Origin of the sequence: Eggerthella guodeyinii, assembly GCF_009834925.2 — a bacterium.
Classification (GTDB): Bacteria; Actinomycetota; Coriobacteriia; order Coriobacteriales; family Eggerthellaceae; genus Eggerthella; species Eggerthella guodeyinii.
Genome location: NZ_CP063310.1, coordinates 215,771 through 238,810 on the forward strand (window position 1 = coordinate 215,771; position 23,040 = coordinate 238,810).

Genomic DNA, 23,040 nt, shown 5'->3' on the forward strand with positions numbered 1-23,040 from the left:
CCCTGCTCCGCGACGGGCGGGGCAGGGGGCGGGCGGGCTGGGGCGGGCTTGCCGCGAGCCTAGTTCTCCACGATGAGGTTTTCGGCGATGCTTTTGAGCTTCTTGAAATCGGTGATGACCAGCGCGCCGCGTTGGCGTTCGGCGCAATCGGCGTTGCGCAGCGCCACGACGGAGTTCGTGATGGAGTTCACGTGCACGCCCAGCATCTCGGCCAGCTCCTCGTTGCTGAACGGGATGATGGCCGGCGCCTGCGCCGAGTTGAACTCGCGGGCCAGCGTGAGCAGCAGCGCGGAGAACCGCTGCAGCACGGGGTACACGGAGGCGTTCACCGCTTCGCGCGTTTGCAGCGACATCATCTCGAACAGGTATTGCGCCATGGCGTAGCACACGTCGCCGTGCGTTTTGAGGTAGGCGCCGAAACGCTCGGCGTCGATGGCGAACGCTTCGACTTTCGTGGTGGCCTTCGCGTTCAGGATGGACGGCTTGCGGTCGACTTCGGGACGGAATCCCTGGAACCCGATGAGCGTGCCCGCCTTGTGGAAGAACACCGTTTTGGTGTACCCGTCGGGCGTGCCGCTGTACAGCCGTACCAGGCCCCTCGTCAGGTAAAACGTCTCGCGCATGTCGTCGCCCTCGCGGAACAGGTAATCCCCCGGGCTCAGCACGAGCGCCCGAGCCTTCAGGGTGCCGTCGGCGACGATGCGTTCGATGGTCTCGCTCAGCAGCGGCTTCGGCTGCACGAACAGGCTGATTGCTTCCATGCGTTCCCCCTAGCGCTTCGGCTTCCCCTTCGTGTTCGGATACATCATACCCCACGCGACCAGGCCCGCCCCGGCGACCGCCGAGGTTGCCAGATAGGTCGCGGAAACCGGCAAGCCGCCCTGCATCATGGCTCCGGCCAGCAGCCCTCCCGCGATCATTCCCAGGTCGAGCGCGCTTTGCTGCCGCGCCAGGAACGTGCCGGCGCCGCCGCCCGACGACGCGCCCGCGGCGGCGACGAGCGTGGCCGTGGCGCCGAAGTATCCCGCTCCGCACAGGAACGCCCCCGCGAGGACCGCTTCGGGGCTGCGGCCCAGCGCCATGAGCAGCAGCCCCAGGCCGTTGGCGGCGATGGTGCAGCCCACCGAGCGCTTCGCGCCGAACCGATCGGTCGCCCATCCGGCGACGAGGCTGCCGACGAGGCCTCCGGTGCTGAGGAACGCGAACAGCATGCCGTCGTTGCAGGATGCGAGCGCTTCTTCGGCGAGGGTCTGGCCGAAGTTCATGACCACGCTGTAGCCCGACGCGAGCAGGAGCGGGCTGGCGAGGAGGAGCACCCGCTGGCGCAGGGGAGAGGACGCGGGGAGCGCGAGGGGTGCGGGAGCTGCGAGCCGCGAGGCTGCTGCCGTGCGGTCGCGCGGCAGCGCGAGGGCGACGGCCGTGCCGCACGTTCCCACAAGCGCGAGCGCGACGAAGAACGCTCCGTACCCGTGCGCGTCGATGAGCGGGAAGATGGTCACCGGCCCCGCCATCAGCGAGGCGGTGGTTGCGAACCGCACGATTCCCAACCGCCTCCCCAGCTTGGAGGCGGGGGAGGTGGCTGCGAGGTACTGCGCCACGCTCGGTTGGAACAGCGCCAGCCCGAACGCCTGCGCCAGGCGCAGGACCACGACCTGCCACAGCTCGGAGCAACCGACGAGGGCCAGGCACGGCACGGTGTACCCCAACGCTCCCGCGATCATGGCGAAGCGGCTTCCTCGCTGCTCCACCACGCGCTCGAGCGGGATGCGCAGGAGGACGGCGAGCAGCACGAACAGGCTGTTCTGCAAGCTGGCGACGAACGGTCCGGCGCCAAGCGACATGGCGTAGGTGGGAAGCGCGGTCGTCTCGGTGTTGTTGAGCCCGAACAGGAGGAAGGCCGCAACGGCGACGAGCGCCGTGACGGCACTCGATGATCCTGTTGCCTGCGTGCGGCTCGGGCCGCTCCGTTCCTCGTCGGCGCCCATGGCGTCCCCCCCCCTCTGCGCAGGAGATGGTACGGCTTCGTGTACGCGCCTGTCCAACCAGCCCTGTGCCAGCCCCACAATGTTGTGGGTCCAACCCCTGTTTAGGTGCGCAGCCCAACCGTGTGCCGCTCCCACTGCCGTGTGTGGAGCGCGTTCCGAAGCCGGCGTATCGTCCAGCTTGTCCGCAAGAATGGCCCCAAAGGTGCCTGTTCCCTTTGGGCCCTTTTTGGGGCCATCGGAGAAGACGAGGAAGAGGAGGGTGAGATGAAGACGACCGAGACGCATGCTGGCGTATGCGAACCCGAGTACTTCATGCGCGACGGCAAGCTGACCCGTCGCACGTTCATCAAGGGCGTCGGCGCGATAACCGTCGCGTCCGCGTTGGGTTTCGGGGCGCAGGGCGCCGGCGCGCCCGAAGCGCTGGCCGACGAGGCTCCGGCAGCCGCCGGCGAGAAGGCCGTGCACGCGGTGTGCACGGTGAACTGCACCTCGCGCTGCCATCTGCGCGGCACGGTGCGCGACGGCAAGCTCGTGCGCGTGGAGCCGGGCGACATGCCGGGGCGGCCGGGGTACGCCAACGCGTGCTTGCGCTCCATGAGCTACATCCAGCGCTTGCAGGACGAAAACACGCGCGTCATGTACCCCATGCGGCGCACGGGCGAGCGCGGCTCGGGCGAGTTCGAGCGCATCACCTGGGACGAGGCCATCGACGCGATCGCCGAAAAGCTCAACGCCGTGCTGGCCAAAGACCCGCAGGCCGCTTCGTTCTACTCGTTCACGGGCGACCTGGGCAAGCTGTCGTGGGAGGCGCCCACGCGCTACGCCGCCACCGTGGGAGCCACCACCTGGGACATCGAGGGCATCATGGGCGATCACGGCGCGTCCATGGGCATGACCATGGTGTTCGGCACGCACCGCGGCGCCCACGACTCGCGCGACTACCTGAATTCCAAGCTGCTCATCGTGTGGGGCCGCAACGTGGCCGACACGCACACGTCCGAGCTGCGCGATTACGTGGCCGCGCGCAAGAACGGCGCGAAGGTCATCGTCATCGACCCGCGCCAGTGCTCCACGGCGGCCATGGCCGACGAGTGGATTCCCCTCAACCCGCAAACCGATCCGGCGCTGGCCTTGGGCATGATGAACTGGATCATCGGCAACGACCTGCATGCCAAAGACAAGCTGGTGGAGGAATCGGTCGCCCCCTACCTCATCCGCGAGGACGACGGCGCGTACCTGCGTATGGTCGACGGCAAGGTGGTGACCACGGCGGCGGGAACCGGGAAGGCCGACGAGGGTTCCATCGGCACCGCTCCGGCGGCGCAGGGCGAAGCGGGCGCCGGCGCCGGCACGTACGTGATCTGGGACGAACTGACGGGCACCGCGGTGCCCGCCCCCGATGCGGCCTCCATCAAGGGCGGAAGCGTCAAGCCCGCGCTGACGGGCTCGTTCACGGTCGACGGCGTGGCGTGCCGCACCGCGTTCGACCACCTCGTCGACGCGTGCGCTCCGTACACGCTCGAGCGCACCGGCGAGATCTGCGGCATCGACCCGGATGTGGTCGAACGTCTGTCCCGAGAGTACATCGAGGCGCAGCCCGCCGGCATCCGCATGGGCCAGGGCATGCAGCGCGTGTACCATTCCTTCGCGCCGTTCCGCACCGTGGCCACGCTGGCCATGGTCGCCGGGTACATCGGCGTCCCCGGTGGCGGCGCGTCGCATGCGGGCGGCACGGCCACCAACAAGCCGGTTGCCGGCTACACGGGCCCGGTGTACGACTTCACCGATTGGTCGGACACGGGAAAGAAGGCGAACCTCGTGCCGTCCTCCAAGGTGTACGCGGCGGCGGTGAACCACGATCCGGTGCCCATCGACTTCCTGTGGATCGCCAACTCGAACTTCATCAACATGAGCCCCGATTCCAACCGCATCATCAACGAGGTCATCCCGGCCATCGACTTCATCGTCACCGTCGATCCGTGGTGGACGTGGACGGCGAAGTACTCCGACATCGTGCTGCCTGCCTGCACGTATTGGGAGCACTGGGACCTCGTCGACCGCAGCCCCTGGGCCATGTTCAACCAGCCCGCCATCGAGCCGATGGGCGAGAGCAAGTCCGACGTCGAGATCATGTCGCTGCTGGCGAAGAAGACCGGCGTCGAGGACTACTGGAGCAAAACCGACGAAGAATGGATTCGCCAGTTCGTGGGCACCGACCATCCGGCATGGGACGGCCTCGATTGGGATCGCGACGTGGTCGAGCAGGGCATCTTCGGCCGCTCCGACGCGCTGTACGACCCCGCCATCGTCTACGCCGACGGCACCGGGTACAAGACCGACACCGGCAAGTTCGAGTTCTATACCGAGTCCCTGGTGGCGTTCGACGAGGAGGTTCCCACGTGGCAACCGCCGTGCGAGGATCCGCGCGAAGGCGAGCTGGCCGCGAAGTACCCGCTCGTGTACATCCAGTACCACGACCGCCTGAACGTACACACGCAGCACATTCTGAACCCGGCGCTCGAGGTGGTGCAGGACGAGCCCCTGCTGCAGATGAACCCCGTCGACGCCGAGGCGCGCGGCATCGCGCACGGCGACGTGGTGCGCGTGCTCAACGATCGCGGCGACATGAAGATCCGGGCGTTCCTCACCGAGGGCATCATCCCGGGCACGGTGGCCACGCAGAGCGGGTGGACGCCCGATTACTTCATCGAAGGCTGCTACCAAAACCTGACCCATCACACCATCTGCGACGCCGAAGAAGCCTACAGCATGACGAACAGCGCCTTCTATGACGTGCTCGTCGAAGTCGAGAAGGCGTAAAGGAGGAGATCATGACCGAGAAACGCTACGGCATGGTGATTGACACCCAGCACTGCGTGGGCTGCCAAACCTGCACGGTCAGCTGCAAGATATCGAACGAGGTTCCCGGCAGCGCGCACTGGAACCACCTGGAAAGCCTGGACGGCGACGTGCTGTACCAATCGACGGGCACGTTCCCGCGCACCACGCTGGCCTTCCGGCCGCTGTTGTGCAACCACTGCGAGGATCCGGCGTGCGTGAACAACTGTCCGTCGGGGGCCATGCACAAAGACCCCGCTACCGGCATCGTGTCGGTGAATCAGGACGTGTGCATCGCGTGCGGCTACTGCAGCTGGGTGTGCCCGTACGGCGCGCCGTCGATGAACGACGTCGACCACGTGATGAGCAAGTGCACCTTCTGCGCCGAGCGCGTGGCCGAGGGCGTCGAGCCGTACTGCGTGGCCGCGTGCCCGGCGAACGCGCGCGTGTTCGGCGACTTGAACGATCCGGAGAGCGCGCCGAGCAAGCTCATGCAAGAGCGGCATGCCGAACCGTACCTGCCGGAGGCCGGCACGCATCCGTCGGTCTACTATATATAGGAAAGAGGGGATGAAGATGTTTGCTGAAATGCTTCCCTTGCTGGTGTTCACGACGTTCGCCGGCTTGGCGGCCGGAGCGTACGCGGTCGATGCCCTGTGCGGGAACGTGCGCGCGGGCTCGGGGGCCGCCGCTCCTGCGCGCCCCTGGCTGTTTCCGCTCGTGTGCCTCGTGTTGCTGGGACTGGGCCTGTGCGGCACGTTGCTGCATCTGGGGCAGCCCTTGCGGTTCGTGAACGGCATGGCGAACCCCGGCTCCATGATCGCGCAGGAGGCGTACTGGTCCATCGCGTTCGGGGCGGTCATCGTCGTCGATCTTGCGGTGGCGAAGGCGAAGGGCGCCGCGGTGCGCCCGATCCGCTGGGCCGGAGGGCTGGTTGCCGTGGGGCTCATGGTGGTCACGGGACTGGCGTACTACCAGAGTTTGGGCCTGCCGGCTTGGAGCGGCGCTGCGACCGTGCCCCTGTTCCTGGTGGGCGACCTCGCGCTGGGCGCGGGCCTGTGCGCGCTGCTCGACCGGTCGGCGCTGGCGGGCGGCGTCTTGGCTGCGGCGAACGTGGCCGCCGGCGTTGCGTTCGCCGCGGTGCTGGGCGCGTTCGGGCTGTATCTGGTGCGCATCGGCCTGGACGCGACGGGGCTGCTGGTTGCCGCCGGCATCGTGGGGCCGCTGGCCGCAAGCGCCGTGGCTGCGGCGACCCGCGCAGGAAAGCTCCCCGCGCAGGCGGGCGGCGCGGCCGTGTGCGCCCTTGCGATCGTGGGCGTCGTGCTCGCCCGCTACGCCTTCTTCGCCGCGGGCATGATGTAGGTTCGCTGGCGTACCGAGGAAGGGCCCCTCTCGCAGCTTGGCGAGAGGGGCCCTTCGTGTCGGAGGCGTCCGGAGGGGAGGAGGGGACGCCTCGCGGGGGGAGGCGCTTACACCGCAGCGGCGGCGTTCTTGCCGGCCAGGCGGCCGAAGCTGAGGGCGGTGGCCAGGCTGATGCCGGCCACGACCACGGGGTAGTCCACCTGGAGGCGGCGGCCCATCGTGTTGCCGGCCACGTACAGGCCGGGGATCGGGTCGTTCGTGCCGTCCTTCGTCACCTGCAGGTCGTGGTTGCACTCGAGGCCGCCGAACATGACCAGCATGCCCGCGTTGCCGAACTTGCACGCGTAGTACGGCGGGTTCTCGACGGGGAACATGCGCTTCGACATCTTGCCGAAATCCTCGTCCAGGCCGTTGTGGCACAGCTCGTTGTAGCGCTCGATCTCGGCCTTCATCGTGTCGTAGGGCAGGCCCGTCTTCTCGGCCAGCTCCTCAAGCGTGTCGCACTTGACGTCGGCCGCTTCGTCCACCATGGCCTGCGTCGTGTAGCCCAGACCGAAGCCGGACAGCACGGTCTCGTACTCGGCGATCTTGTCGTCGGGAACGAAGTAGGTGGTGTAGCCGTGGCCGTCGGGCATGTGGATGATCTGCTCGGGCCACTTGCTGTCGAAGATCTGCCAGGACTTCACGCCCGCCTTGGCAAGCTCGGGGTCCTTGGCGACCGGCTGGCGCGTGTGCTCGTCGGCGATGTTCTGGCCGGGCACGTCCTCGTTCATGAAGCGCTTGCCCTCCATGTTGAGCTGCAGGAAGCTGTCCACGCCCAGGGCGCCGCCCATGTGGTGCGTCATCGGCGCGTGGGGGCCCAGCTCCATCCAGCCGCCGGCCCAGATGCCCATGAGCTGGCCGCGGCCGTCATCCACGCCGCCCATGAACTCTTCGGTCCACGGCGCGTAGTAGTGGCGCATCTCGGTGTTCGCGCCGTAGTCGCCGCAGCACAGCACGGTGGCTTTGGCGTTCACCTTGAGGTAGCCGTCCTTCGTCTTGGCGTAGGCGCCTACCACGGCGTCGCCTTCCTTGATGAGCTGCTCGCCCTCGGCCTCGTAGATGAGCTCGGCACCGGCGGCTAGGGCGGCGTTGAAGGCCGCCTCGCACGCCCACTGCATGTTGGGGTTCGTGGTGATGGTGCCGTGGAAGTACGGGTACACTTCTTCCTTGTAGTCGTACGTTTCCAGCTTGGGGAAGCACTTCGGGCGGATGAAGTTCGGCTTGTCGGTCTCGCGGTTGGCGGCCGTGGACTTCAGCACCTCGTAGTCGGCGCCCTCGATGAACCAGTCGAAGTCCTCGCCGGAGTGGTCGTACCAGTAGCTCATCATCCACGTGTCGCAGCGACCGCCGGTCTCCTTGACGTACTCGTTCATGATGTCGGCTTTGGGTGCCCATTCGATGCCCAGGTCCTTCTGGATCTGCGAGCCCACCACGCCGAAGTCGCCGGCCATGGAGATGACGGAATAGCTGTCCTCGGGCTGCTTCTCCAGCACGATGACCTTCTTGCCGGCCTCGGCGGCTTCCTTGGCGGCGGCGGTGCCGGCCAGGCCCATGCCGATGACGAGGACGTCGCAGTCCTTCTCCTCCTTGATGTCGGTGGGAACCTCCGGCGGCGTGAGGAAGTCGGGGGTGTAGTTGGTGGGGGAGACGCTCGACGCTGCGGCGCTGCCCGAACCGCCGTTGCCCTCGGCCGACGCGGTGCCGGCACCCTGCTGCGGTGCGCAGCCGGCAAGCCCGGCGGCTCCGGCGGCGACGGCCGCGGTGGCACCGAGGCCCAGGAATGCGCGACGACTCAGTTTGGTTTCTTTCATGTCCCTCTCTCCTTTCGATGAGAAGCGCGACGGCCCCAGACCGCCCGCTTCATCGTGAGGATTTCCGTGACGGAATCCTCCCCTGCGCCACCAACCATACGTGCCTGCGTGCTCGCCTGCCATACCTCCGCGCGGGTAGTTTTTCGCATTTCCCCCGGTGAACGCCCTACCTGATACGGGTGGGTAGCCGAGGTGGGACGCGAAAAACCGTCGATCGGACGGCAAACCATGAGCAAAAGACGAATTGATGGGGATGGGATATACTGGCAGGGAAACAGACGGAGGGTAGGGGCCGATGAGCTGTTTGAAGGATTTGGTTGCGGGCATGCGGGCGCGCGATGTCGTGTTCATGAGCGGGTATGCGCTGTATCTGACGTTCGGCTACATGTCGTTCGAGTCGCCGACGGTGCTCACCTCGCTGGGCGAGTCGGGCGCCCTCGTGCAGTCGCTGTTCCTCGTGGCGGTGATCGCGGCGCGCATGGTGGTGTACGCGGCGATGATCGCGTTGGCGCGGCGCGCGGGCCGCGGGTTTCCGCCCGCGGTGATTCTCGTGTGCGCGGGCGTTGCGGCCACGGGCTTCATCGTCACGCGCATGGCGTTCCAGTTCGCGGGGTTCGTGCCGTTGGACGAGCTCGTGCCGTGGCTCGTGGCGGGCGGCCTGTGCTTCGGCGCGGGCGACGCGCTGATCAACCTGCTGTGGGCGCGCTTCTCGGGCACGTTCGACCTGCGGCGCGTGTACCTGTTCGTGCTGATGAGCAGCGGGCTCAGCCTGGTGGTGTACCTCGTGGTGACGCTGCTGCCCTCGGCGCTCATGCTGCCGGTGGGCGCGGTGCTGTTCTTTGCGTCCGTGGTGTTCTGCCGCCAGTGCCTCGCCGCGCGCGAGCCCATCGCCGAGGAGTACTCGGCGCCGGTGTTCAAGGGCGCGCTGTCCGCGCTGTGGCGCCCCGTGCTGGGCACCGCCATCCTCTCGTTCATGAGCGGCCTCATGCTGCAGCTGTCGCTGTCGGAGGCCATTCCGCTGGGGACGTTCCAGTCCACGTCCCTCATCACGCAGGCTATCGTCATCGTGGCGCTGCTGCTGCCGGCGCTGCTGGTGAAAAGCCAGCCCAGCTTGGGATCGGTGTACCGCATGGCGCTGCCGCTGTCGGCGGCGGGCTTTCTGCTGCTGCCGCTCATCTGGAACGGCGTGGGCGGTCTGGCGAACGCGTGCGCCCAGCTGGGAACGCTGGTGGCGGGCATCATCCTGTGGTGCATGGTGGCGCATACCGTGCACGACACGAAGCTGCCGGCGGCGCTGCTGTTCTCGTGCTCGCTCATCTGCACGAACGCGGCGCAGATGGCGGGAACGCTGGTGGGCATGCTGAACGCGCACACGCTGGGGCAGGGCGACATCACGCTGACGGCGGTGGCGCTCGTGGCCATCTACCTGCTGGCGATGGTGTCGATGTTCCTGTTCAAGGACAAGAACCTGCGCGGCGTCGACGTCGTGCCCGAGGGCGGCGCGCCCACGGCCGAGCAGCAGGGCGATGCGCTCGAGGCGCGGTGCGCGCACGTGGCCGAGACCTACGGCTTCACGCCGCGCGAGTCGGAGATCCTCGTGCACTTGGGGCAGGGGCGCACGGCGCGCGCGATCTCCGAGAAGCTGGTCGTGTCGGAGAACACGGTGAAGTACCACATCAAGTCCATTTACCAGAAGCTCGACGTGCATTCGCGCGACGAGGTGATCGACCTCATCGAGCGGTCGGAATGCGTCGTGCCGCACGACTCGGCCGAGTAGGCCCGCGCGCGCTGCGACCGCCGAAAGCCTCGGCCGCTCTATAAGCCCAGCGTATACGCGGGACCTTTATTCTGCTAAAGTACAGGCATCGTAATGGGGAAATGCGGGCGCGCGTTCGCGTCCGCTCGACTGAGAGTAGGGAAAGGAGTGGGTATGAGCAGTTCTATCGTTCAGAAGTTCAAGAACATCGGACCGGGCGCGCTGGTCGCTGCGGGCTTCATCGGCCCCGGCACCGTCACCACCTGTACGGTTTCGGGTGCGAGCTACGGCTATACCATGCTGTGGGCGCTGCTGTTCGCCACGGTGGCCACCATCATCTTCCAGGAGATGGCGTCGCGCGTGGGTATCGTTTCGGGCAAGGGTCTGGGTGAAAACATCCGCGATCGTATTCCTAACAAGACGCTTATGTGGATTGCAATCGTGATTGTTATCATCGCCATCTTCGTGGGCAACATCGCGTATGAGACGGGCAACATCACGGGCGGCATCCTGGGCATCCAGGCCGTCACGCCCGACATCCCGATGATCCCCATCGTCGTGGTGCTGGGGCTGCTGGCGTTCGCCGCCATGTGGATTGGCTCGTACAAGGTGGTTGAGGTCATCCTCACCGGCATCGTCGTGTTCATGGGCGTGGTGTTCCTCGTCACGGCGTTCGCGTCGAGCCCCGACTGGGGCGCCATCGCGCACGGCCTGTTCGTGCCGGCGCTGCCCGAAGAGGGATCGAAGGGCATCCTGACCGCGGTGGGCCTCATCGGCACCACCATCGTGCCGTACAACCTGTTCCTGCATGCCTCCGGTGCGTCCGAGCGCTTCAAGGACCCCGAGCAGGTGTCCGACGCCCGCTTCGACACCATCCTGAGCATCGGCCTGGGCGGCATCATCTCCATGGCCATCCTCGTGTGCGCCGCCGCGAACATCTACGGCACCGAGAACGTGGTGACGAACGGCAAGGACATGGCGCTGGCGCTGCAGCCGCTGCTGGGCTCGTGGGCCACGTGGCTGATCGGCCTGGGCCTGCTGGCTGCCGGCTTCTCGAGCGCCATCACGGCGTCGTTCTCGGCCGCGTACGCGGTGAACGGCGTGCTGGGCTGGAAGAAGACGGTCAAGGACCTGCGCTTCAAGATCATCTGGATCATCGTGCTGGTGGCCGGCTGCGTGATGGCCGTCGTGCTGGGCAAGAGCCCGACCGAGCTCATCCTGGTGGCGCAGGCGGCGAACGCCATCCTGCTGCCCATCATGGCGTTCTTCGTGCTGTACTGCGCGAACGGCAAGGACCTGGGCAAGTGGAAGAACCACGCGTTCGCGAACTGCGCGGGCGTGGTGATCATCGTGATCACGCTGTTCATGTGCTGGCGCAACATGTCCAGCTTCATCTCGTCGCTGCAGGCGCTGGTAGGCGCGTAGGCGCGACGACGGTGCCGATGAGGTTATGAGCGTTCGTGCGCCCGCCGGTTTCGGCGGGCGCACGTGTTTCGAGGGAGGTTGAACGTGGACGAGGCGGCGATGCACGAGGCGTTGGGGCGGCTGGTGTCGTTCCTGGCCGAGGAGCGGGTGGAGCTTGCCGGGCTGGCGGTGCCGGACGACCCTGCCGAGCGCTGGGCGCTCGCGCGCTCGCTCATGAACATGCGGCTTCCGCGTCCGGTGCCTGTCGCGGTGTTGGAAGAGCAGGACGCCGTGCTGCGCGCGCTGATCGCGCGGGCGGGCGTGACGGACGCGAGCGCGCTGGCGCCGGTGGGCGACGGCGGTGTCGACGGGCGGCTGGCGCTGTGGCGCGGCGACATCACCACGCTCGCGGTGGACGCCATCGTGAACGCCGCGAACAGCAAGCTGCTGGGCTGTTTCATTCCCGGGCACCACTGCATCGACAACGCCATCCACACGTTCGCCGGGATGCAGCTGCGCCTGGCGTGCGACGAGCTCATGCGCGCGCAGGGGCACGACGAGCCGGTGGGGCGCGCGCAGGTGACGCCCGCGTTCAACCTGCCGTCGCGCTTCGTGGTGCACACGGTGGGGCCGCAGGTTCCCACCGGAGAGCCGACCGCCGCGCAGGAGGAGCAGCTGGCGTCGTGCTACCGCGCGAGCCTCGACGCCGCGGCCGCTGCGGGCGGCGCGTCCCTTGCGTTCTGCTGCATCTCGACGGGTGAGTTTCGCTTCCCGCGCGAGCGCGCCGCCCGCATTGCGGTGGGGGAGGTGCGGGCGTGGCTCGCGCGCGACGAGCGCATCGAGCGCGTGGTGTTCAACGTGTTCGGAGACGAGGACGAGCGCGTGTACCGCGAGGTGCTGGGTTAGCGCACGGCGGGCACGGGGAGGGGCCGCGTGCGTTATTCGGCGCGGTGCCTTCGGTAATATGTTTCTTTATTGGTAACAGTTGACTTGGAGCCAACTCGAAGAGGTACTATGACCTCAATACAACAAGCAGGTGAGAAGGAGCAAGCATGACTACGATCAACGAGCAAGCGCAGGCCTATCGCAAGCGTCTCTTCCCCGGGTTCGATTCGCCGCTCGCGAGCACCGATCCCGAGTTCGTCGAGCGCCTCGATCGCTTCGCCTTCGGCGAAGTGCCCGCCAGCGACGACCTGGACGACCGCACGCGCATGATGGCCATTCTAGCATCGCTCGTCGGCGCGCAGGCAATCGACCTGTTCAAGGCCATGGCGAAAGGCGCGTTCAACGTGGGCCTCACGCCGGTTGAGATCAAGGAGATCGTCTACCAGGCCACGCCGTACGTGGGGATGGGGCGCATGCTGCCGTTCCTGTACGCGGTGAACGAGCTGCTGGAGCATCGCCTCGTGTCGCTGCCGCTCGAGGGGCAGGCCACCACGACCGAGGACACGCGCCTCGAAGCCGGCGCGCAGAAGCAGGTGGACCTCTTCGGGCCGCATATGGCCGACTTCTACCAGTCGGGTCCCGAGGAAACGCGCCACATCAACCGCTGGCTGGCCGAGAACTGCTTCGGCGACTACTACACGCGCACGGGCCTCGACGACGCGCAGCGCGAGATGATCACGCTGTGCTTCCTGGCCGCTCAGGGCGGGTGCGAGCCGCAGCTGGTCAGCCACGCGCAGGCGAACATGCGCGTGGGCAACGACCGCGCGTTCCTCATCAAGGTGGTGTCCCAGTGCGTGCCCTACATCGGCTACCCGCGCAGCCTCAACGCGCTGCGCTGCATCGACGAGGCCGCCGAGGCGCTCGAGGCCGACGCCGAATAGCCGGGCGCTAGCCGGTCCGTCATAACGCCCGTATTCGCCCGAATACGGGCGTTCGCATGCTTCCGGGCGCTAAGCCTGACGCTCCACCAGGTCGATCAGCTCCTGGTGCGAGTGCACGTCGAGCTTCGCGTAGATGTGGCTGACGTGGGTTTTCACCGTGTTGTACGACACGGTCAGCTCGTCCTGGATGAAGCGGACGTTGCGTCCGCGCGCCAGGTACTCGAAAATCTCCTGCTCGCGATCGGTGAGCCCGGCGGCCGTGCCGATGGCCGCGCACCGGTCGGCGACGGGGGACAGCGGGCCGTCGCCCGCGCTTGACGACACGAGCGGCGTGAGCGGCTTGATGCCCTGGATGGTGTGCGAGAAGCTGAACGATTTCTGCACGAGCACCACGTACGCCACGATGCCGAACACGATGCAGGCCGAGATGATGGACGTCGTGGTGGCGTCGGCCGCCATCTCGTTCGTGAACCGTCCGAAGTTGGCGCCCAGCAGCGTGCCCCATGACGCCATGGCATTGCCCCAGGCCAGCATCGGCAGCGCGCTCACCGTGTTCTTCGCCCCCAGCGCGATGAGCACGAAGTACATGAGAATCTCGAAGAACCCCGTGCCGCACGACAAGAGCGTGCTGATCAGCGTGCCGTTCACTGTGGCGATGGACAGCACGAGGAACCCGGCCACCGAGCACAGGATGGACAGCTGGAAGAACGCGTCGGGCGAGAAATCCTTGCGGCTGAGCATCACGTATCCCAGCACCAGCACGAGCGGCGCCAACGCGCCGAGCGCCAGCAGCGGCACGCGCTCCACCTCGCCGAACGTGAGCGTGTAGCCGTAGATGAAGCGGAACAGCAGCAGCGTGACGAACAGCTGGTGGCCGAACGGCAGGAACGACGACGGCGCCGTGACCGCGGCCTGCGCGGGCGAGCCTTCCGCATACACCTGGTTGAGCAGGGGGCGCGCGTACGGCGCGATGACGAGCACGGCGACGAGCGGGATGACGCAAAACAGCGCCAGGTTCACGCCCCAGGGCAGCAGCGCGAACACGCTGCGCAGCGCGTAGGCCAGCACGTACGCCAGCGTGACGCTGATGCCGAGCCGGCGCATGTCCAGCCCGATGCACCCGATGCCCACGATGATGTTCGACAGCCCCGTCCCCACGGTGACCAGCGCCGCGCCGCACACGAGCACGGCTGGCAGCGACCCGAAGATCCCCACCGCCATCACGAGCGATCCCGCAACCATGGTCGACACCGCCGCCACGAGGAACCTTCGGCTGGTGAACAGGCGCGGATGCCAGTACGACGCGAACGCGAGCACGGTGAGCGTGAGGCCGCCCACGACGGCGCTGGCTTCGCGCGTCCACAGGTACACGTGATCGAACAGGGGGAAGGCGCTGTAGTTCAGCAGCCAGTAGCCGATGAACGAGCCCATGAGCGCGGCGGTGCACGCGAGGAAGCGCAGCGGGTGCACCGGCTTGGGCGCGGTATGAGGGAACGCGGCAGCCATGCTTGAATCCCCTCCCGGATAGGCATCGTGCGGTGTTTCCGGGGGCTATTCTAGCAGGAGCCGGCACCGCACGAGGGGGCGGGAGGCAAAATCACCCGACCCGTATGAGACGCTTCACTCGGGTCACGTGACGCTTTTCCGGTGGATGACCCGTAGAGTTGAATGCGTTCCAACCGGGGCGTTTCGGCGCTTCGACCACATTCACAAGAAGGAAGGGGAGAGTCATGACGGAAGCGAACAAGGGATTGAGCCGTCGCGCATTTCTGGGTTTGGGAGCCGCGGCCGCCGCGCTGGCAGGGGCCGGCTTGGCGGGGTGCTCGCCTGCCGCTGCGCCCTCGAAGGAGGATGCGGCCGCCGCTGCAGTGAACGATTGGCTGGGCGCTGAGCCCGAGATTCCCGAGGACAAGATCGTCGAGACCGTCGACACCGAGATCCTCGTGTGCGGCGCCGGCACGTCCGGCCTGTTCGCCGCTTGCTCGGCCGCTGAGGAGGGCGCGAAGGTCGTCTGCCTCGAGAAGGCCGCTATCGGCGGCGGCGTCCGCGACAACCTGGGCTCGCTCAACAGCCGCCTGCAGAAGGAGGCCGGCTGCGAAATCGACGAGAACGAGATCTGCAACGACCTCATGCGCTACGCGAACGGCTACTGCAACCCGCGCCTCTACCACATCTGGGCGCAGAACTCCGGCGAGGCCATCGACTGGTACCAGGATCGCCTGGAGGAGGCCGGCTTCGAGCTGTTCTTCGAGGCGGCGAACGATGCCAAGCCGTCCACGTACAAGCACTGGGCCACGGGCCACATCCCCAGCTGGCCGGCCGATGCCGAGTTCGCGGGCCTCAAAGACGTCACGAACGGCAAGATCGTGCTGGGCGACTACGCCAAGAAGGTGGGCGTGGACTTCCGCTTCACCACGCCGCTGGTGAAGCTCGTGCACGAGAACGGAAAGGTGACCGGCGCCATCGCGAAGGGCTCCGACGGCTACATCAAGATCAACGCCAGCAAGGGCACCGTCGTGTGCACGGGCGGCTATGCGCGCAACGAGGACATGCTCAAGGCGCTGCAGCCGCAGACGCTGAACAAGTACTCGCTGTCCATCGCCATCGACGGCACCACGGGCGACGGCATCAAGTCGTGCCTGTGGGCGGGTGCGCGCATGGACGAGGTGCACACGGCCATGGTGTTCGACCGCGTTGCCGTGAAGCCCGACGAGTTCGGCGGCGCGCAGACCACGGGGTCGCTGTTCTGGATGGGTTCGAACCCGTGGCTTAAGGTGAACCTCAACGGCGAGCGCTTCGCCAACGAGTCCGGCCCGTACGACTACATCCTGAACGCGGCGCTCACGCAGCCGAACCACACCGTGGTGGACATCTGGGATTCGGATTACGAGACCTATCTCGAGCAGTTCGACATCCACGGCTGCGCGCGCGTGTACCCGTTCGAGAACGGCGCGCCCACGAACATGACGCTCGAGACGGTGAAGGGCATCAACGAGGGGCTGCTGGCCGACGGCTACATCGTGAAGGCCGACACCATCGAGGAGCTGGCCAAGGGCTTGGGGCTCCCGGTCGAGAACCTCAAGAAGACGGTCGATCGCCAGAACGAGAACTACGACAACCAGGTTGATCCTGACTTCGGCAAAGAGGCCTTCCGCCTGTCGCCCGTGCGCAAGGCGCCGTTCTACGGCGTGCGCACCTCGGGCTACATGCTGTGCACGCTTGACGGCATCACCATCAACGAGAACTTCCAGGCCGTGAACGAGTCGGGCGAGGTCATCGAGGGCCTGTACGTGACCGGCGTCGACTCGGGTTCCTACTACGCGCACACGTACCCGAACATGTCCACCGGCAACTGCTGCGGCCGCTCGGTGACGTTCGCCCGCATGATCGGCAAAGCGCTCGCCGCCAAGTAACATCTGGTGGCGGCATCGCCGCAATCGCTCATCCCGGGGCCGCCGCCGCACGGCGCGGCCCCTCATCAACCCGGCCCCGCGCAAACCCTCCCTCGCGCGGGGCCGTCTGCACGTTATCGGGCGGGGATCGCCGTACTCGACGGCGCGGCGCGCAATCCTACTCCACGCCTACTGCTTTGATGGCGATGTCGTCTTGCTCGAGTTCCTGGCGGATGCGGCTGACGAACGCGAGGGCGGTGGGGGAGTCGCCGTGCACGCACAGCGTGTCGGGATGGAGGTCCACCAGCTTGCCCGTGACGGAGAGCACGGCCCCTTCGCGGATGGCGTTCTTCACGCGCTCGATGGCCTCCTGCTCGTCGCGGATGAGCGCGGCGGGATCGTTTCGGCTGACCAGGCGCCCTTCGTCGGTGTAGTTGCGATCGGCGAAGAACTCCTCGGCCGTCACGAGGCCCAGCTTGCGCCCCTCGTCCACCAGCGCGCTGTTCGCCAGGCCCACCAGCACGAGCTGCGGGTCCACGTCGCGAACGGCCTGCGCCAACGCGGCCGCCAGCTCGGGGTCGATGGCGGCGTGGTTGTACAGCTGGCCGTGCGGCTTCACGTGCGCGAGCTGCACGCCCTGCGCCGAGCAGAACGCCTGCAGCGCGCCGATCTGGTACAGCATGTAGGAGTACGCCTCGTCCGGCGACAGGTTCATGTCGCGGCGGCCGAACCCTTGCAGGTCGGGGTAGCCCGGGTGCGCGCCGATGGCGATGCCCGCGTCCTTCGCCATGCCCACCGTCTTGCGCATCACCATGGGGTCGCCCGCGTGCTGCCCGCACGCGATGTTCGCGCTGGAAACAAGCGGGATGATCTGGTCGTCGAGGCCCAGCGTGTAGCGCCCGAAGCTCTCGCCCAGGTCGCTGTTCAAGTCGATGCGATACATAAGCACCCTTCTTCCGCGTCGTTTGCCCCCTATTGTAGAGCAATGGCCGGCACGCCGCGAATACTTCACGCGCGTTCGGATTGCCCCCAATGGCACGTTGGCCGTCATGCCGTCAAGACAATCTGACAGACAGCGTCTGTTGAATTGGGACGCTTGCGAGTGTTTCACGTGAAACACTCGTTCGAATTTTTCGTGATCGTGATACTGGTTGGAACGCGAGCTCCAACCAGCGTACGCGTCCCGGCGCGACCCTATTCCTTCAAATCCGCGTTCTTCGTGTCCGTGATGAGCATGCAGCCGGGGGCGTGGGTGATGGCGAAGGGGGGCTTGCTGTTCATGACGATGGACTGGGGCGTGACGCCGCAGGCCCAGAACACGGGCACCTCGCCCTCGCGGATGTCCACGGGGTCGCCGAACTCGGGATGCGCGATGTCGCGCACGCCGATGGCCGCGGGGTCGCCGATGTGGATGGGCGCGCCGTGCACCTTCGGGATGGCGCCGGAAATCCGCACCGCCTTCACCACCTGGTCGTGGGGGATGGGGCGCATCGACATGACCATGTTGCCGGACATACTGCCGGCGGGCGTGCACGGCACGCCGGTCAGGTACATGGGCACGTTGCAGCCCATGGTGTTGTGGCGGATCTCGATGCCGGCCTCGATGAGCTCGGACTCGAACGAGAACGAGCAGCCGATGACGAACGACACGAGGTCGTCGCGCCAGTAGTCCTCGACGTTCTCCACCTCGGCCACCAGCTGGCCGTGCTCGTAGATGCGATAGCGCGGGAAGTCGGTGGCGATGTCGCAGTCGGTGGCGCAGATGACGGCCTCGCGTGCGCCTACCTCGGTCACTTCAAGCAGCGGGCAGGGCTTGGGGTTGCGCTGCGCGAACAGCAGGAAGTCGTAGGCTTGCTCGCGGGGCAGCACGATGAGGTTCGCCTGCGCGTACCCGGGACACAGGCCGCTCGTCGGCGCCGTGAACGCGCCCGAGCGGATCAGCCGGCGCGCCTCCACCGGCGACGCGGCAAGCATCTGCGCCCAAACCTCGTCGGCAACGCCTGCGGGCTTGGCGGGAGTCGGAGTGTTCGTCATGTTACACCTCGCCTTTCAGGAACTTCTCGATGAAGCTGGTGTCGGCGGTTCCGGCGGCGAACGTCTCGTTCTCCATGATGGCGTACTGGAAATCGAGGTTCGTCTTCACGCCCACCACGACCATCTCCTCCAGGGCGGTGCGCATCTTCGCGATGGCCTCGGTGCGGTCGCGGCCGTGCACGATCACCTTAGCGATCATGGAGTCGTAGTACGGCGTGATCTCGTAGCCGTCGTACGCCGCGGTGTCCACGCGTACGCCGTTGCCGCCGGGCAGGTGCATCTGCGAGATGGTGCCGGGCGACGGCAGGAACCCGCGCTCGGGCTGCTCGGCGTTCACGCGGCACTCGATGGCGTGGCCGCGATAGGTGATGTCGTCCTGCGTGAACGTGAGCGGGTCGCCCGCCGCCACGCGGATCATCTCCTCCACGAGGTCGGTGCCCGTGACCATCTCGGTGACGGGGTGCTCCACCTGGATGCGCGTGTTCATTTCCATGAAGTAGTAGTTCAGCTGGTCGTCCAGCAAAAACTCGATGGTGCCCGCCGACGTGTAGCCCACGGCCTGCGCCGCGCGCACGGCCGCCTCCAGCATCTCGTCGCGCACGCGCTCGGTGAGCACGGGCGAGGGGCTTTCCTCGATCATCTTCTGGTGGTTGCGCTGCACCGAGCAGTCGCGCTCGCCGAGGGCCACCACGGTGCCGTACGTGTCGGCGATGATCTGCACCTCCACGTGGCGCGGGTTCAGCACGCAGCGCTCCAGGTACATGGTGTTGTCGCCGAACGCGCCCACGCTCTCGCGCTGCGCGATGGAGAACTGCTCGGAGAAGTCGCGCTCGTCGTAGCTGACGCGCATGCCCTTGCCGCCGCCGCCCGACGACGCCTTGATCATGATGGGCCAGCCGATCTCGCGCGCCAGCACCAGCGCCTCCTCGGGATGGTGCACGGGCTCCTTCGTGCCCGGCACCACGGGCACGCCGGCCTCCATCATGGTCTTGCGGGCCTGGCTCTTGTTGCCCATGCGGTCGAGCACGTCGGGCGCGGGGCCGATGAACACGATGTCGTTCTCGCGGCACAGCTTCGCGAACGTGGAGTTCTCGGACAGGAAGCCGTAGCCGGGATGGATGGCCTGCGCGCCGGTGCCCTTCGCCGCGGCGAGGATGGCCGCGATGTTGAGGTACGAGTCGCGCGCGGCCGGCGGTCCGATGCACACGCTTTCGTCGGCCAGGTACACGTGGAGCGAATGTTTGTCGGCCGTGGAGTACACGGCCACCGTCTTGATGTCCATCGCGCGGCAGGCGCGGATGATGCGGACGGCGATCTCGCCGCGGTTGGCGATGAGTATCTTGTCGAACATGGCGCGCGCCGCCTAGTGCGTTTCGCCGGTGGCGGTGGCCACGCGGAACAGCGGTTGGTCGTACTCCACCTGGGCGCCGTTGGCCGCGAGCACCTCCACCACGATGCCGGGGGCGGGCGTGGTGATCTCGTTCATCATCTTCATGGCCTCGACGATGGCCAGCGTCTGGCCGGACAGCACTTCCTGGCCCACCTTGACGAACGGGTCCTCGTCCGGGCTCGGCGAGATGTAGAACATGCCCACCATGGGGCTGCGCACGAGGATGGAGCTTTCGTCGGTGTCTTCGACGGCCGCCGCCTCGTGGCTCTCGGTCTTGCCGGCCAGCAGCGCGCTCACGCGGTCGGCCATGAGCGGCAGCGCGGTTGATGAGAGCGGGCCGTGGTTGCGCTCCAGCTCGATTTTCGTGTCGCCGTCGTCCACGCGCAGGGCCGTGAGCTCGGCCTTGTCCATGATGGCGATCAACTCTTCGATAGCTTTCGTATCCATGGCGGTTCTCCTCATGTTGGTGGAGGGGTTCTGGCGCGGAACCCCTACTTACTTCTATCTCGTCTACGTCGTTGTGCGTTCGGTGGTGTCGGTTGCGTCCGATGGTTGGTGGTGCTTCGGGATGCTTCCCAGGGCGTTGCGGTTGCCGATGCGCTCGGATCGGTCGGCGCGATCGATCCACAACATGTCGGCCTGCGACTTGCGCGCCTGCTCTTCCAGGATGGGGGTCAGGCGGCGCGCCGTGCGCCGGGGCGAGATGCCGTCGGCGCTGGGTCGTCGCACTTTCAGCGCCAGCATCTCGAACAAGTGCGCCTCCTGGCGCAGCAGCGTCTGCGCTTCCTGCACGCCGATGGACTCGAAGCGCACCTTGCTGCCCGGGGGCCGCTGCACGAGCTTCGGGATGTCCACACTGGCGATCGTGCCGATTTTCGCATAGCCGCCCGTGGTTTGACGGTCGGCCAGCATGATGATGGGCCGCCCGTGGGACGGCACCTGCACGGCGCCGAACGACACGCCGTCGGAAATGATATCGGAACCGTGTTTCGTGGCGATTTCCGGCCCGTCCAGACGGTAGCCCATGCGGTCACACTTCGTGGTGGTGGTGTACGCCTGGCCGTAGAACGTGGCCAGCCCCTCCTCGGTGAACATGTCCTGCTGCGGGCCGGGCACCACGCGCACGGTCACCTCGTCGCGGTCGAAGCCGTAGAACTCGCCGTCGCCGTCGATGCGGTGCGATCCCAGGTTGGGCAGGAAGTCCACGCTCTTCGTGGAGAACGGCAGGTAGTCGCCCACGATGAGCGCGCGGCCCTTCCAGCCGCCGAACTCGCACTTGAGGTTCGTCGAGCGGCTCCCCATCACCTCGTCCACGCGCACGCTGTTGCCCGCGATGGCCAGGTAGCCGTAGCACCCGGTGCGCGACGCCTTGAAGCGCAGGATGGAGCCGCGTCGCACCATGATGGCGGCGTACGACGGGATGGGCTCGCCGTCCAGCGTGGGGGCGAAGTCGCCGCCCGTGATGGCGATGCACGTGTTCGTGGTGAAGCGCACCGTGGGACCGGCCAGCGCGAACTCGAGTACGGGCGCGCCCGGCTCGTTCTCCACCAGCAGGTTCGCGATGGCGAAGGCGCGGTGGTCCATCACGCCGTTCGTGGAAAAGCCGCTTCCCTGATAGCCGAAGCGGCCGTTGTCCTGAATGGTGGTGATCACCCCGGGCTTCTTTACGACCAGGCCCATGCTACTCGCCCTCCACGAAGATGCCGTACGAATAGGTTCCCGCGGCCAGCTGCGCCTCGATGGCGGTGTACTCGTCGGGCGTGATGGGCACGAAGCGCAGGTACTCGCCCGCCGCGTACAGGATGGGCTCCTCGCGGTCGGGGTCGTACGGCTTGAGCGGCGTGCGCCCGATGATCTGCCAGCCGCCGGGGGAGGCCAGCGGGTAGATGCCCGTCTGCGCGCCGCCTATCCCGACGCTGCCCGGCTCGATGCGCGTGCGCGGCACGCTGAGGCGCGGCGTGTGCAGGCGCTCGTCGAGGCCGCCCAGGTAGGCGAAGCCGGGCAGGAAGCCCAGCATGTCGATGAGGTAATCGCGATCGGTGTGGATGGCGATCACCTCGTCCTCGGTGAGGCCCGCGTGCGCGGCCACGTTCGCCAGATCGGGGCCGAACTCGCCCCCGTAGCACACGGGGATGGGCACGATCTTGCGGATGCTCAAGTCGGCCTCGCCCACGTCGCGCAGCTTGGAGCGCAGCTTCGTGGACAGCTCGTCGAACGTGATGACGAGGGGATTGTAGTACACCATGAGCGAGCAGAACGTCGGGACGAGTTCCGTGACTCCCTTGATGGGGTCCGCGGTAAGGTTTTCTGCGGCCATGCGGATCTTGGCGCTCGTTTCCGCGGATATCGCGTGGGCGAATTCCAGGTTGAGCGCCGAGTCCCCCGCAATGGTGATGGTGAATCCCGCCATGCAATTCCGTCCTCTGGCGTGTATGCCGTGCTACACTTGTACGCTGGTCATATAGATAAGGATTGTAGCATATATGGAAAAAGCGCTTTTCCTGGCCGCGTTCTTTTTCGCCTACACGGTCCAGGCCATCACGGGGTTCGCAGGCAACATCTTCGCCATGCCGGTGGGCACGACGCTGCTGGGCTTGGAGTCGACGGTGTCCATCCTCAACGCGATGGGCTTTTTCGCCTGCGGCCTGCTGACCGTGCTCAACATCAAGCACGTGAACTGGCGCGAGCTGGGCAAGATTCTCAGCGTGATGATCGTGTTCATGCTGGTGGGCATCTGGTTGGACACGCTGGTGCCGCTGCATATCCTGCTGAAGATCTACGGTGCCGTCATCGTGATCATCGGCATCAAGAACCTGGCGGTGCCCCAGCAGAAGTTCATGCCGGAGTGGTCGCTGTGGATCATCCTCGCGCTGGCCGGCCTCATCCAGGGCATGTTCGTGTCGGGCGGCGCGCTGCTGGTGATCTACGCGGTGCAGAAGCTGCGCGACCAGCAGCAGTTCCGCATCACGCTGTCGGCCATCTGGACGGTGCTCAACTTCATCTACGCGTGCATCGCGTTCCAGCAGGGGCACTTCACCGGCGACGTCATCCAGATCATCGTGTTCTGCATCCCGCTGGCCGTGCTGGCCACGTTTCTGGGCAGCAAGCTGCAAAAGAAGATCAGCCAGGAGAAGTTTCTCAAGCTCACGTACGTGTTGCTGCTGTGCGTGGGCGTCATCCTGCTGATTACGTCGTAGCGC

At 66.6% G+C, this 23,040-nt stretch carries 19 protein-coding genes; 9 read left to right on the top strand and 10 right to left on the bottom strand.

Annotated features, from left to right (window positions below):
• Positions 1–59: 59 nt before the first annotated feature.
• Together GS424_RS00875 and GS424_RS00880 are read right to left on the bottom strand one after the other, a co-directional pair.
• Positions 60–761, bottom strand: a complete 702-nt coding sequence (locus GS424_RS00875; RefSeq protein WP_160942169.1) for a Crp/Fnr family transcriptional regulator — start codon at positions 759–761, stop codon at positions 60–62.
• 9 nt (positions 762–770) lie between these two features.
• The gene (locus tag GS424_RS00880; protein ID WP_160942168.1) at positions 771–1,985 is read right to left on the bottom strand and encodes an MFS transporter; all 1,215 of its coding nucleotides are present in this window, start codon (positions 1,983–1,985) and stop codon (positions 771–773) included.
• A gap of 264 nt (positions 1,986–2,249) precedes the next feature.
• Between GS424_RS00880 and GS424_RS00885 the strand changes: the two genes are divergently transcribed.
• From GS424_RS00885 to GS424_RS00895, 3 genes are read left to right on the top strand one after another with little or no spacing between them, the layout of a single operon-like run.
• Positions 2,250–4,805 carry a molybdopterin-dependent oxidoreductase gene (locus tag GS424_RS00885; protein WP_160942167.1) on the top strand — a complete coding sequence of 852 codons (2,556 nt, stop codon included), beginning with the start codon at positions 2,250–2,252 and terminating at the stop codon, positions 4,803–4,805.
• Between the two features lie 11 nt (positions 4,806–4,816).
• On the top strand, positions 4,817–5,383 hold the full coding sequence (locus tag GS424_RS00890) for a 4Fe-4S dicluster domain-containing protein (protein ID WP_160942166.1): 567 nt from the start codon (positions 4,817–4,819) through the stop codon (positions 5,381–5,383).
• 16 nt (positions 5,384–5,399) lie between these two features.
• On the top strand, positions 5,400–6,185 hold the full coding sequence (locus GS424_RS00895; RefSeq protein WP_160942165.1) for a DmsC/YnfH family molybdoenzyme membrane anchor subunit: 786 nt from the start codon (positions 5,400–5,402) through the stop codon (positions 6,183–6,185).
• Positions 6,186–6,292: 107 nt separating this feature from the next.
• Here GS424_RS00895 and GS424_RS00900 read toward each other — a convergent pair whose 3' ends face one another.
• Positions 6,293–8,038: an FAD-dependent oxidoreductase gene (locus GS424_RS00900; RefSeq protein WP_015759853.1), complete on the bottom strand. Its 1,746-nt coding sequence runs from the start codon at positions 8,036–8,038 to the stop codon at positions 6,293–6,295.
• Between the two features lie 295 nt (positions 8,039–8,333).
• Between GS424_RS00900 and GS424_RS00905 the strand changes: the two genes are divergently transcribed.
• From GS424_RS00905 to GS424_RS00920, 4 genes are all read left to right on the top strand, one after another.
• Positions 8,334–9,815 (top strand): response regulator transcription factor, encoded by a 1,482-nt coding sequence (locus GS424_RS00905; protein WP_015759854.1) that lies wholly within the window; start codon positions 8,334–8,336, stop codon positions 9,813–9,815.
• Positions 9,816–9,968: 153 nt separating this feature from the next.
• Positions 9,969–11,219 (top strand): Nramp family divalent metal transporter, encoded by a 1,251-nt coding sequence (locus GS424_RS00910; protein WP_160942164.1) that lies wholly within the window; start codon positions 9,969–9,971, stop codon positions 11,217–11,219.
• Between the two features lie 84 nt (positions 11,220–11,303).
• Positions 11,304–12,104 (top strand): protein-ADP-ribose hydrolase, encoded by an 801-nt coding sequence (locus tag GS424_RS00915; RefSeq protein ID WP_244977630.1) that lies wholly within the window; start codon positions 11,304–11,306, stop codon positions 12,102–12,104.
• A 146-nt stretch (positions 12,105–12,250) separates the two neighbouring features.
• Complete coding sequence (locus GS424_RS00920; RefSeq protein WP_154333281.1) at positions 12,251–13,024, top strand: carboxymuconolactone decarboxylase family protein; 774 nt, start codon at positions 12,251–12,253, stop codon at positions 13,022–13,024.
• Positions 13,025–13,093: 69 nt separating this feature from the next.
• Here GS424_RS00920 and GS424_RS00925 read toward each other — a convergent pair whose 3' ends face one another.
• Positions 13,094–14,530: a response regulator transcription factor gene (locus tag GS424_RS00925; RefSeq protein ID WP_160942163.1), complete on the bottom strand. Its 1,437-nt coding sequence runs from the start codon at positions 14,528–14,530 to the stop codon at positions 13,094–13,096.
• Between the two features lie 224 nt (positions 14,531–14,754).
• On the opposite strand from GS424_RS00925, the gene GS424_RS00930 reads away from it, so the two are divergent.
• On the top strand, positions 14,755–16,437 hold the full coding sequence (locus tag GS424_RS00930; protein ID WP_160942162.1) for an FAD-dependent oxidoreductase: 1,683 nt from the start codon (positions 14,755–14,757) through the stop codon (positions 16,435–16,437).
• A gap of 157 nt (positions 16,438–16,594) precedes the next feature.
• Here GS424_RS00930 and GS424_RS00935 read toward each other — a convergent pair whose 3' ends face one another.
• The 6 genes from GS424_RS00935 to pxpB all read right to left on the bottom strand — a co-directional run bounded on the left by GS424_RS00935 (position 16,595) and on the right by pxpB (position 22,250).
• Positions 16,595–17,359: a LamB/YcsF family protein gene (locus tag GS424_RS00935; protein WP_160942161.1), complete on the bottom strand. Its 765-nt coding sequence runs from the start codon at positions 17,357–17,359 to the stop codon at positions 16,595–16,597.
• 251 nt (positions 17,360–17,610) lie between these two features.
• Complete coding sequence (locus GS424_RS00940) at positions 17,611–18,450, bottom strand: putative hydro-lyase (protein WP_160942160.1); 840 nt, start codon at positions 18,448–18,450, stop codon at positions 17,611–17,613.
• Position 18,451: 1 nt separating this feature from the next.
• Entirely contained in the window at positions 18,452–19,801 is a 1,350-nt protein-coding gene (gene accC / locus GS424_RS00945; RefSeq protein WP_154333288.1) for an acetyl-CoA carboxylase biotin carboxylase subunit, read from the bottom strand.
• Positions 19,802–19,813: 12 nt separating this feature from the next.
• Entirely contained in the window at positions 19,814–20,287 is a 474-nt protein-coding gene (accB, locus tag GS424_RS00950) for an acetyl-CoA carboxylase biotin carboxyl carrier protein (RefSeq protein WP_160942159.1), read from the bottom strand.
• A 63-nt stretch (positions 20,288–20,350) separates the two neighbouring features.
• A complete protein-coding gene (locus GS424_RS00955) occupies positions 20,351–21,520 on the bottom strand; it encodes a 5-oxoprolinase subunit C family protein (RefSeq protein WP_160942158.1) in 1,170 nt (389 codons plus the stop codon).
• Position 21,521: 1 nt separating this feature from the next.
• On the bottom strand, positions 21,522–22,250 hold the full coding sequence (gene pxpB / locus GS424_RS00960; RefSeq protein WP_154333290.1) for a 5-oxoprolinase subunit PxpB: 729 nt from the start codon (positions 22,248–22,250) through the stop codon (positions 21,522–21,524).
• 73 nt (positions 22,251–22,323) lie between these two features.
• On the opposite strand from pxpB, the gene GS424_RS00965 reads away from it, so the two are divergent.
• Positions 22,324–23,037 (top strand): sulfite exporter TauE/SafE family protein, encoded by a 714-nt coding sequence (locus tag GS424_RS00965; RefSeq protein WP_160942157.1) that lies wholly within the window; start codon positions 22,324–22,326, stop codon positions 23,035–23,037.
• Positions 23,038–23,040: the final 3 nt, after the last annotated feature.

What these genes read in the sequence shown, in the direction of transcription:
- GS424_RS00910 (WP_160942164.1), top strand. Translation starts at nt 9,969, where the DNA reads ATGAGCAGTTCTATCGTTCAGAAGTTCAAGAACATCGGACCGGGCGCG.
- GS424_RS00920 (WP_154333281.1), top strand. Translation starts at nt 12,251, where the DNA reads ATGACTACGATCAACGAGCAAGCGCAGGCCTATCGCAAGCGTCTCTTC.
- GS424_RS00875 (WP_160942169.1), bottom strand. Translation starts at nt 761, where the DNA reads ATGGAAGCAATCAGCCTGTTCGTGCAGCCGAAGCCGCTGCTGAGCGAG.
- GS424_RS00930 (WP_160942162.1), top strand. Translation starts at nt 14,755, where the DNA reads ATGACGGAAGCGAACAAGGGATTGAGCCGTCGCGCATTTCTGGGTTTG.
- GS424_RS00965 (WP_160942157.1), top strand. Translation starts at nt 22,324, where the DNA reads ATGGAAAAAGCGCTTTTCCTGGCCGCGTTCTTTTTCGCCTACACGGTC.
- GS424_RS00890 (WP_160942166.1), top strand. Translation starts at nt 4,817, where the DNA reads ATGACCGAGAAACGCTACGGCATGGTGATTGACACCCAGCACTGCGTG.
- GS424_RS00885 (WP_160942167.1), top strand. Translation starts at nt 2,250, where the DNA reads ATGAAGACGACCGAGACGCATGCTGGCGTATGCGAACCCGAGTACTTC.
- GS424_RS00935 (WP_160942161.1), bottom strand. Translation starts at nt 17,359, where the DNA reads ATGTATCGCATCGACTTGAACAGCGACCTGGGCGAGAGCTTCGGGCGC.
- GS424_RS00880 (WP_160942168.1), bottom strand. Translation starts at nt 1,985, where the DNA reads ATGGGCGCCGACGAGGAACGGAGCGGCCCGAGCCGCACGCAGGCAACA.
- GS424_RS00905 (WP_015759854.1), top strand. Translation starts at nt 8,334, where the DNA reads ATGAGCTGTTTGAAGGATTTGGTTGCGGGCATGCGGGCGCGCGATGTC.
- GS424_RS00900 (WP_015759853.1), bottom strand. Translation starts at nt 8,038, where the DNA reads ATGAAAGAAACCAAACTGAGTCGTCGCGCATTCCTGGGCCTCGGTGCC.
- GS424_RS00940 (WP_160942160.1), bottom strand. Translation starts at nt 18,450, where the DNA reads ATGACGAACACTCCGACTCCCGCCAAGCCCGCAGGCGTTGCCGACGAG.
- GS424_RS00955 (WP_160942158.1), bottom strand. Translation starts at nt 21,520, where the DNA reads ATGGGCCTGGTCGTAAAGAAGCCCGGGGTGATCACCACCATTCAGGAC.
- GS424_RS00925 (WP_160942163.1), bottom strand. Translation starts at nt 14,530, where the DNA reads ATGGCTGCCGCGTTCCCTCATACCGCGCCCAAGCCGGTGCACCCGCTG.
- GS424_RS00895 (WP_160942165.1), top strand. Translation starts at nt 5,400, where the DNA reads ATGTTTGCTGAAATGCTTCCCTTGCTGGTGTTCACGACGTTCGCCGGC.
- pxpB (WP_154333290.1), bottom strand. Translation starts at nt 22,250, where the DNA reads ATGGCGGGATTCACCATCACCATTGCGGGGGACTCGGCGCTCAACCTG.
- accB (WP_160942159.1), bottom strand. Translation starts at nt 20,287, where the DNA reads ATGGATACGAAAGCTATCGAAGAGTTGATCGCCATCATGGACAAGGCC.
- accC (WP_154333288.1), bottom strand. Translation starts at nt 19,801, where the DNA reads ATGTTCGACAAGATACTCATCGCCAACCGCGGCGAGATCGCCGTCCGC.